General features: G+C 38.1%; 7 protein-coding genes and 1 tRNA gene. 2 read left to right on the top strand and 6 right to left on the bottom strand.

What is annotated here, in order from left to right; genetic code table 11:
- Positions 1 to 106: 106 nt before the first annotated feature.
- The gene (gene petG / locus IQ242_RS11250; protein WP_002738052.1) at positions 107 to 223 is read left to right on the top strand and encodes a cytochrome b6-f complex subunit V; all 117 of its coding nucleotides are present in this window, start codon (positions 107 to 109) and stop codon (positions 221 to 223) included.
- A 169-nt stretch (positions 224 to 392) separates the two neighbouring features.
- Here the strand turns inward: petG and IQ242_RS11245 are convergent, their stop codons facing one another.
- A complete protein-coding gene (locus IQ242_RS11245) occupies positions 393 to 944 on the bottom strand; it encodes an acireductone dioxygenase (protein WP_016515988.1) in 552 nt (183 codons plus the stop codon).
- A gap of 131 nt (positions 945 to 1,075) precedes the next feature.
- Here IQ242_RS11245 and IQ242_RS11240 point away from each other — a divergent pair.
- A tRNA-Ala gene (locus IQ242_RS11240) sits at positions 1,076 to 1,148 on the top strand.
- Positions 1,149 to 1,189: 41 nt separating this feature from the next.
- Here the strand turns inward: IQ242_RS11240 and IQ242_RS11235 are convergent.
- From IQ242_RS11235 to IQ242_RS11215, 5 genes are all read right to left on the bottom strand, one after another.
- On the bottom strand, positions 1,190 to 3,415 hold the full coding sequence (locus IQ242_RS11235) for a hypothetical protein (protein WP_193960034.1): 2,226 nt from the start codon (positions 3,413 to 3,415) through the stop codon (positions 1,190 to 1,192).
- A gap of 10 nt (positions 3,416 to 3,425) precedes the next feature.
- On the bottom strand, positions 3,426 to 4,490 hold the full coding sequence (locus IQ242_RS11230) for an NAD-dependent epimerase/dehydratase family protein (protein WP_016515990.1): 1,065 nt from the start codon (positions 4,488 to 4,490) through the stop codon (positions 3,426 to 3,428).
- A 58-nt stretch (positions 4,491 to 4,548) separates the two neighbouring features.
- Complete coding sequence (locus IQ242_RS11225) at positions 4,549 to 5,238, bottom strand: bifunctional 2-polyprenyl-6-hydroxyphenol methylase/3-demethylubiquinol 3-O-methyltransferase UbiG (protein ID WP_004161424.1); 690 nt, start codon at positions 5,236 to 5,238, stop codon at positions 4,549 to 4,551.
- A 25-nt stretch (positions 5,239 to 5,263) separates the two neighbouring features.
- Positions 5,264 to 6,538, bottom strand: a complete 1,275-nt coding sequence (locus IQ242_RS11220; RefSeq protein WP_193960033.1) for a glycosyltransferase — start codon at positions 6,536 to 6,538, stop codon at positions 5,264 to 5,266.
- Positions 6,539 to 6,728: 190 nt separating this feature from the next.
- On the bottom strand, positions 6,729 to 7,796 hold the full coding sequence (locus IQ242_RS11215; RefSeq protein ID WP_193960032.1) for an NAD-dependent epimerase/dehydratase family protein: 1,068 nt from the start codon (positions 7,794 to 7,796) through the stop codon (positions 6,729 to 6,731).
- Between the last annotated feature and the right edge of the window lie 76 nt (positions 7,797 to 7,872).

Genomic DNA, 7,872 nt, shown 5'->3' with positions numbered 1-7,872 from the left:
CCCCAACACTCCACTTAAGAAGTATGTGCGATCGCCCTATCTTTCGCGGGCGACCCCTGCTAGGATAAAATACGGGTGAAAAATTGCTAATCCAAGGAGTACAGACGTGATTGAACCTTTAGTGCTAGGGATTGTCCTAGGCTTAATTCCCATTACCCTAGCGGGTTTGTTCGTTGCCGCCTATTTACAGTACAAACGGGGCAATCAATTCGGCTTAGACTAAATCTATCACGCCAATCCCCCGAATTGAGACAATCTCCCGTCAAGCTAGGCACTAGACGGGAGATTTTCCACAGGACAAATTTGCCGCTTAACAGATTGTGGCTGCCGGCGTTGCCATCCCCGCAAAACTTATCTGTCTTATTGGGAAAGCACTCGCCTAAAACCAAGAGCTACACGGCTGTTAAACTAGGAAAACGAATAACGGTTTCCGTGTATTCGGGAACCCATCCGGCGGTAGTGGTGAAGTAACGCACTGCTTTAACTCGTTTACTGGCAGTGAGGTGAAACCAGTGTTCGCTATGGGCAGGAACATTGATATATTCTTGAGGTTGAATAGTTAATTCCCCCTGAGAACCATCGGGAAAGACAAAGCCAAAAACCCCCTCCCCATCAATGATATAACGCACCTCATCGTCAGCGTGGGTGTGACAGCGCTCGAATTTGGCCAGTAAAGTGTCGAGATTGGGAATTTCAGGGTGTAAAACGATTAAATCTCTAGCTTGATAACCCGCTTCTTGCTTTAGTTGCTCAAAATAACCGTCTAAGCTGGTTAAAACTATTTCTTTTTCTTCGTCAGTCAGAGAAGCTTGTTTAAGTAGCTGATGGGTGGCCTCGTTTTCGATCGGCCAATAGTTCAAAGTAACATTTAATTTGGCCAATTCCAGACTAATATCGGCTAACTGGGTATAGGTTGTCCCATTCTCTAAGCGTAGTATCGCCATTGGTTATCATCCTCAAGATTACTTTTTCCATTTTAAAGTTTTCCAGAGGCAAGCCGCCTGATTTTTTGCCCCTCGATCCCTTGCCAGTTCCTAGGATTTTCTGCTCAAAAATGCTATTATGGTCTATATCTGGGGAATTAGCTCAGTTGGTAGAGCGCTGCGATCGCACCGCAGAGGTCAGGGATTCGAGTTCCCTATTCTCCATTTGCCAGAGATATTAACCGCTTTTCAAGGTTCAAGAAAGATTATGAACCAGTCTCAACTTCCCAAAAAGGCGTTACTTTTATTTCTGGGGAGAATAGCAGAGGATTACTGACAGAAAAGCTAAAAGATTTGACTTGTGGTGGTAATTTTCCTTGAAAAAATGCCATTAATTCCTGATCATTTCTCGGTAAGTGACTAAGGATAACTCCATTAGCTGAATTATCTTGAACAAAGCGAAAATTGGCTTGAGTTCCATCGAGATAATTAACGTTAATTATCACGGGAGGGATTCTAAAGAGTTGTTTGACTATTTTACCCAACCAAGAATATTCAAATTTAACTTGAACACGAGTAATCCCACTATTACGAGTAGGTAATTCATGGACTTGATCCCAAGTAATATTAGTAGTCTCTCCTAGAGAAGTTGGACTGCAACGACTGACTTTTTGTCTTTCTAGAAGATAAAAGTTGGTTTTGATTGCGGGGACTTGGAAGGGCGAATTTACCGAGTCAAGTTGATAATTACAAACCACATAGGAAAAGGCTTTCGGTTCATCAAAAAAAGGATGTCTGCCATCAATAGCTTGAAAGTGATAAATCAGATAATCTCTGGGAGATTGAGATAAGCTTTGATAATTTAGTTCATCCAGTTTTTCTGTATAAGCAGAATAGGATTGAATAATCGGCCGCGGTTTCCAATTAAGCTGATTGCCTGGAATAAGTGAAAATTCCCAGGGAATTATATCAATAGTTTTGCCTTGCACTTTTTCCAGCACAGAATCGGGTATTTTGGTAGCGGCAGCAATGACTTGTAAATTTTGAGTTGTACTCCTTTCACCTCGCATTTTTAATTCTGTGGGATTAAGCATAGAGGAAATGACAACCCCAATATTATTAGCCACCCTATCGGGACTGAAATTACTCCACTTGCGAGCATTTTCCAATATAGTCCAATTAGGACTAGAGGTGATAATAATACATCCCAAAAAAATTATTCCCCAAGCACAATAAGCAATTTTCTTAAACCGAGATTTTTTAATAATTGTTGTATAGAGAGAAGCTAAGAGAATAACCACAAGTGTAAAAACAACAACGTGAGCATCTTGCCTAACAAATCCATGCTTAAATGATAAAAATATAGGAAAAATATAGGCAATAGCTAGACTAATTTTTTGATCTATAATTGCCAGAGACATTAAAAGCAAACTTAAGGCAAAGCAGAGCAAGGCAATTAGTAAACGCGGGTAATTTCCTACAATACTCATCCCACTGGAATAACCCGAAGAAAATGCCCAAGAATTGCTCAAATATTCGATGAGAGAGGGAAAATTATCTAGATTAATTGTTTGGAGGAGAAGTAACCCATAAAGCCCATAAAATACTAACAGAGGTAACAAGTTAAGTAAGTAGTTCTGATTAAATAGAATATAGATTCTGCCTTTGATCCCCCTTGCCTCCCTTAATAAGGGCGGTGCCGATAGGCGGGCAGATCTGACGATAAACCAGAGAGTTAAAGCCACTCCTCCAGCAATGCAAAGATTAACTATAATGTGGATAAAGGCTGGGTTATAAGAGGCTGGATAGAGAAAAATAAAGGCAATGGAAGGAATGGTTAAAGTTAAGTTGATACCAGCGAGAACATTTTTTATAACTATCGATGGTGACTTTTGAAAATATCCCCGAAAAATATTAACAAATATGTAGATAAACAGGCTTCCTGCTAGATAAATTCCTAGAGTTAGTTTAGTGAGTATAGAGAACCCAGTGATCATGCCAATAGCTATAGCTAAATAATTGATGTACTTTTGAAAAAAGTTATCAAAAGACATGAGTATCAGGAGGATAAATGTTATCTGATAATCAACAGTAAAGCCGATACTGTTGTAGGGATTTCCTACTAGGTTAGCAAAAATAATTGACAGCACAAAAACTATCTGATTGCTATAGCTTTTAATAAATAAAAATCTGAGAATAACCACCGCTAATAGACAAAGGTGTATCAACCAGCGAAAATAGATAATTTGGGAAAAGTTGTGATTTAAAGATGTGCCATGAACCAGATAGCCTAGGGGTCCATAGGTGAATATGATATCCTTGCCAAAAATTAACTGTTTATGGGCAGCATCACTAATGGCAAAAGCCCAAGAAGCATCTAAACCAATTTCTAGCCAATCAATAATAGGCAAATTTGCCAGAAAAAAGTAGGCAGTAATAATAATTAGTATTCCCTTGACGACTACAGGTGATTTGAGAGATTTTTTCTGCATAATTGTTCAGTTAAAAAATACCTTTTAAGTCCTTTTCATAGGTGTGAATCCAATCAAAAATATCTTGGATTAATTTTCTACCGTCTCGCTGGGGTTGCCATGCAGTTATAGAACTGATTTTGCGAGAATCAGTGATAAAAATTGGCATATCTCCGGTGCGATTTTCGGGAACTGCCTCAATCATTATACTATTGCCCGTGATTTCTTGACATAGTTTTGTAGTTTCATAAAGGGACAAGGAAAAATCTTGCCCCCCCCCCACATTAAAAGTCTGCCCTTTGAATTGTTCTAAATTAGCCATCTGAATATCGATTAAATCGAGTAAATCAGCTACATGAAGAAAATCTCTAACCTGTTTCCCTGTACCCCCATAACCGATATATTTTAAGGACTTCTGAAAGTAATGATTAGCCACCCAAAGGGCAAAAACTCCCTGATCAACTTTTCCCATTTGCCAAGGACCGGTTAAAACTCCACAGCGATTAATTAAAGTTCTTAATCCGTAGGCATCCCCATATTCATTAATAATCAATTCTGATGCTAACTTAGTGGAACCGTAGAGAGAACGGGGCAAATCTAAGGGAAATTGTTCACTGATACCAAAAGCAGAAACACCAGGTAAATTTTGCTGTTCAGATAACTGAAAACGAGTATCTGTTTCTGTATAGTTTAATTGATTAAGATAGGCGATGGGATAAACTCTGCTGGTGGAGAGAAAAATAAAATCTGCTTGGGTTTGTCTAGCTAATTCTAAACAGTTAATCGTTCCAATTAAGTTGGTTTGTAAAACGTAGCCAGGGGAAGTATAACCAGCTAAAACGGAAGGTTCTGCCGAACATTCTAGGATTAAATCCACTGGCAAAGCGGATGCTTCTAAGTCTTCCGCATTTCTGACATCTCCATGAACAAATTCAATTCCCGCCTGTTTAAGACGGGGAATATTCAACTCGGAACCGCGACGTTTTAAGTTATCTAAGGCGATAATTTTCCAGTCGGGATAGAGTTGGGCTAATCCTAAACCTAAAGAACTGCCCACAAAACCCGCACCACCAGTAATTAACACTTGCCTAGTCATAATTGTACAATCTTGATTAGTATTTATAGGTTACTTTGAATCACTGTATTGTCAGTAATTATCTGGGTTTGGTGGCTTTGACAAATAGCTGCCCACCCAAGAAATTCCAGAAAATAGGAAATTTTAAATAAATTTTGAGTAAGGTGGGTGAAGCGGGTCTTCCTTTCGTAGAAAATGGTAGAAAACGAGGAATTAAAGTATCGATTCTAAAACCAATTGTTTCCAATAACTCCTTTAAAGAAAGGTGAGTTATAGGTAGTTTATGATCGATAAAATCATAGTATTCTTTATAAGAATACTTAAAATTAGGTTGAATCACTAGAAGTGATCCGCCCGGAGTTAAAATGTCATAACAAAATCCCAAAACTTCGATTAATTCCTCCGCACTATTTAAATGCTCGAAAAAGTTGGAGATAAAAATTTTATCAAATCTGATATCAAGTTTTTGCTGCTCATTTATACTGAGAATATTGAGATTCAAGACCGTTACATCAGGATTAGCAAAAACTTTTGCATCAGGATTAAGATCGATTAAGTATTTATTTTTAGACCGAATTTGGTTAATAAATTCGCAGTAACCTCCACCAATATCTAAAACTGTATCATTGACAGTAACATGATTTTGTAAAAAATTATTAACTAAAACTTTCCAAAGAGCTAATTTTGCTTTTCTTTCTTGAGGATTAAAGCGACTTTCGTAAAGTCTCTTTAAGTATTCCATTTGTCGGGTTACTTGCTCGTCTAACATGGTTTTAACCTCTAAATTTACTTGGTTACTTTTGTCTAATTTTTTGGACAGGTTTACGCTTATAGTCGCCTCGAGAAAAGTGTTTTTCTAACCATATAGAGAGAACTATAAATAAATAACGACTACCCATTTCCTTGAGTTTTAACTTGGAAACCCCCGTGGTACGATTGCGCCAAGTGATGGGAATTGTCGTGTAGGAATATCCTCGCACGATCGCTTTTAAGGGCATCTCTACTGTTAAGTTAAAATGGTGAGATAGTAGAGGTGAGATTCCTTCGATAACCTCCTTACGATAGATTTTAAAGGCGTTAGTGGTATCATTAAATTTTAGCCCAAATAAAACCTGAATAAATAGATTAGCCAAACGATTAATGAATAACTTGTGCAGGGGATAATCAATAACTTTTCCTCCTTTGATAAAACGGGAACCAAAAACGCAATCGTAGCCTTCTTGGAGTTGATAATAATAGTCCACTATATTATCGGGAGAGTCGGAATTATCGGCCATTACTACTGCCACCGCATCGCCGCTAAAATTTTCTAATCCACAGCGCACCGCAAAACCAAACCCGTTAGGATAATAGTTATTGATGTAGCGAATACGGGGATTTTCTTGGTTGATTTTTTGCAGAACTGCTTCGGTGTTATCTTTGCTATTGTCATTAACCACTAGGATTTCATAATCAATTTTATCCTCTTCTAAACGTTCAGATATTAAGTGGGTGGTGCTTTCGATGCAATCTTCTTCGTTGTAAGCAGGAATAACTATTGATAAGGTTTTTACTGCATAGTTATCCCTTGATTGACGTGGGTGAGAGTAACCGTCCATCTCGAAAGCTGGTGCTAATCCTTCGGGATAGTACATTTCTGTCTCATTAGTCTTATTCTTAGGTTTAAAAATTAGGCTATCACTGGCGACATAGTTAATACTAGCTCCCAGTAAAACCCCAATCATTGTGTTAACTCCGTGGCTAACTCCTAACCAGTTTAAGAAGGGAAATATCAAAAAAACTCGCAGTAAAACGGCTAAACCTGCCGAGAGATGATAGAGAGGAAGTTGTATCAAAATCACATCTCTAATTGTCCAATCTCCCCCAGTCCACACCCAGATTCTATAGATAAAGAAACTAGCAATTAAAGATATTTCTATCGAAATAACATTAGCAACATTTTCCAGAATTGGGGTATTGAATCCCAAGTCGTCAATGAACCAATAAATTAAGAATAAGTTGATTAGAAATGCCACTCCCCCAGCAATGAGAAATCGGAAAATTTTATTGTTGTAGATTTTAGTTAACATAATAGTCTCTTAAATATGCTCTGGTTTAGTTTTTTTAGGTCAACATTGCTACTAATAACATCACTAATGTTCTCTGGTTAACTAATTAACAGAGTCCCTCAATTACTAGCAGTATATTTGGCTAAAAATAACTTTGGTAACGAGGGAAAACTGGCCAATAAAAGTTGACCAGAATAATTCTTGATTTACCCTAAGTCCAACGGCTAACGTTTTGACTAAAAATCTCTTTGAGAATATCCGTTACTGTGTAGGTTAACTGCCAATCAGGATAATGATTTTTAAACTTACTCACATCAGAAATCCACCAGATATGATCACCAATACGATTAGTCTCCACATACTGCCAGTTTAACTTTTTCTCCGCAATCGCTTCGCATTCCTGAATGGCTTCTAACATGGAACAATTACTAAAGCGACTACCACCGATATTATAAACTTCTGCCACTCGCGGGGCCTGATAAAAATGATAGAAAGCATTGACAAGATCGTAACTATGAATGTTATCCCGTACCTGCTTACCCTTATACCCATAAATACTGTATTCTTTGCCAATCATCGTACATTTCATTAAGTAGGATAAAAACCCGTGTAATTGGGTTCCCGAATGACTAGGCCCGGTTAAACAACCACCGCGAAAAGAGGCAGTTTTCATCTCAAAATAACGCCCGTATTCCTGTACTAATACATCCGCTGCCACTTTCGAGGCACCGAACAAAGAATGTTTACAAGCATCAATACTCATCAACTCGTCAATACCATGAGCAAAATAAGGATGATTTTCCGAGATTTCCCAACGTAATTCTTTTTCTATTAAAGGCAATTCATTCGGTCTGTCCCCGTAAACTTTATTAGTGGAACAGAAAATAAATACTGCTTGGGGACAGTGTTGACGAGTATTTTCTAATAAAACTAAAGTTCCGTTAGCATTGACACTAAAATCCATATAGGGATCCTTAGCTGCCCAATCGTGGGAAGGTTGCGCCGCCGTGTGGATAATTAAGGATATATCATGACTATAGGTTTTAAATATATCTGCAATAGCTTCATGATCCCGAATATCTACAGCGTGGTGAATGTATTTATCCCCGTAATCTTGCGATAATTTGGCTCGATTCCACTCCGTTGAAGCGTCTTCGCCAAAAAATACCTGACGCATATTATTATCAATTCCAACGACGGTATAACCCCGATCACAAAAAAACCTGACTGATTCGGAACCAATTAAACCAGCAGAACCGGTTACTAGAACGATCGCCATAACTATATCCTGAATTTTTTGCCTAGTTGTTCAGAAATTTCCCCAGTTGAGAAAACTTTCCCCGACTTTACTAGAT

It is taken from the genome of Microcystis sp. LEGE 08355 (assembly GCF_015207185.1).
Classification (GTDB): Bacteria; Cyanobacteriota; Cyanobacteriia; order Cyanobacteriales; family Microcystaceae; genus Microcystis; species Microcystis panniformis.
This window is presented reverse-complemented; position numbering and strand designations above follow the sequence as displayed.